Source organism: Pyrobaculum sp. (assembly GCF_049971835.1).
Lineage (GTDB): Archaea > Thermoproteota > Thermoprotei > Thermoproteales > Thermoproteaceae > Pyrobaculum.
On record NZ_JBMFKV010000332.1, the window covers coordinates 1 to 1,619 of the forward strand.

Sequence of the window (1,619 nt, forward strand, 5' to 3'; positions counted from 1 at the left end):
AACCCCGACGAGAAGACGGCGAGGCAGTACGGAAAGAACTGGATATGGGGGAAGTCCATGGACACCGCAGCTCCAGTGGGGCCGTACATCGTCACTAAGGACGAGGTGACTGACCCCAACAGGCTTGGGCTTAGGCTTTGGGTTAATGGCAATCTTGAGCAGGTGGGCAACACCTCAGAGCTTATCTTCAACGTACAACAACTCATACACTGGGCCTCCCAGGGGATAACGCTGAAGCCGGGAGACATGATTTTCACCGGCACGCCGCCTGGCGTAGGCTGGGCCAAAGGAAAATTCCTAAAGGGAGGCGACGTGGTAGAGGCCGAGGTGGAGAAAGTCGGCCTACTACGGAACTACGTGGTGGAGGAACAGTAGACGAAGACGGCCCAGGCTTTGACATCGGCCACATCTCTCCCCCGCATTGCCGTGCCGCCAAACACCTCCGCCGGCTTGGCAGATCTCCCTCCTTCACGCCCGGGGAAGGCCCGGGGAACATTAGCCCCACGGCCTCTGTTAAGCCAGTAGAGATCGACCGAGACGACGCGTGGTGCCGAAGATAACAACTCGGTAGCTTTGATGGGTTGCCGCTCTCGGGGGTAGGGGTCGCAACTCCTTTGCCGGCTCATTACTTTCCCCAACGAATTGTGCGGGTGGCATTCCACATCAGAAACGGCTTGCTAACCACCCCCCACGAGGTCCTCCTCGTGGAACTCCAAGGTGGATGCTATCTACAGCCGGGTCTCCCTCAGCCTGGCTTCTCTGTGCCCCTCCGGATCACCCCGAGCCTTGCCCGGAGTCGGGGACTACCGTCTCAAAGCCCGCCGCGTATTTAGGCATTTGGCGCATGTGGGGCGCGAGTTCGGATCTGGGAACTTCCGCCTACCTTTTATCCATCCTCGTTCTATCTCCCATGTTCGAGTTCGAGAAGGTGTCTGTCAAGGCGCGGGGGAGGGCCATAATCTCCGGCGCGACCTTTACGGTTAGGTCGAGGGCGTTTCTCCTCGGGCCTAACGGGTCCGGCAAGACGACGCTCCTTAGGGCCGCGTCGGGCGTGGTGCCGTACGAGGGGAGCATAAGGATATTCGGGGCCGAGGTGAGGAGAGCCAGGAGGCTGTTAGGAGTCTCGTCTAACCTCCCCGAGATATACCAGGCGGTGTATAGGGTTGGGGGGATCGCCGAGGTTTGGGCTGACCTAAAGGGGGATTTCGACCCCCGCCTCTTCGAGGAGCTCCTCAGATCCTTCAGGCTGGACCCCGGCGAGCTGTCGAGGAAACCGATCCACGCCCTCTCCGCGGGGGAGTCGACGCTGGTGAGGCTGGCGGCGACCCTGGCCTCTAGGCCCAGGGCCTACCTGGTGGACGAGCCCTTCGAGAACGTGGATCCCGCCAGGAGGAGGCTCGTGGCGGAGGCCCTTAGGAGCTTCGGCGAGGTTGGGCTGGTGGCGACCCACGACCTCGGCGCGTTGAGGGCCTTGCCGGAGTTCGACGCGTATCTCCTAGTCGAGGGGAGGATCTACGGGCCCTTCGCCGCGGGCGAGCTACTGGATCTAGGGCTTTCGGAGGGGGTGCATGGAGACGCCGTGGCGGTTCTGGAGATAGGCGGCGTGAAGTACTCTCTGC

Annotated in this window: 3 protein-coding genes; 2 read left to right on the top strand and 1 reads right to left on the bottom strand. The window is 61.6% G+C overall.

Features of this window, described 5'->3' with window-relative positions; translation table 11 throughout:
- Positions 1–375 (top strand): fumarylacetoacetate hydrolase family protein (locus ACP5J3_RS14335; protein ID WP_428496299.1); only part of this gene is annotated, 375 nt, incomplete at its 5' end.
- Here ACP5J3_RS14335 and ACP5J3_RS14340 read toward each other — a convergent pair.
- Positions 354–626, bottom strand: a complete 273-nt coding sequence (locus ACP5J3_RS14340; RefSeq protein WP_428496300.1) for a hypothetical protein — start codon at positions 624–626, stop codon at positions 354–356. The genes ACP5J3_RS14335 and ACP5J3_RS14340 overlap by 22 nt on opposite strands.
- A 284-nt stretch (positions 627–910) precedes the next feature.
- Between ACP5J3_RS14340 and ACP5J3_RS14345 the strand changes: the two genes are divergently transcribed.
- A partial coding sequence (locus ACP5J3_RS14345; RefSeq protein ID WP_428496301.1) for an ATP-binding cassette domain-containing protein occupies positions 911–1,619 on the top strand: 709 nt, incomplete at its 3' end.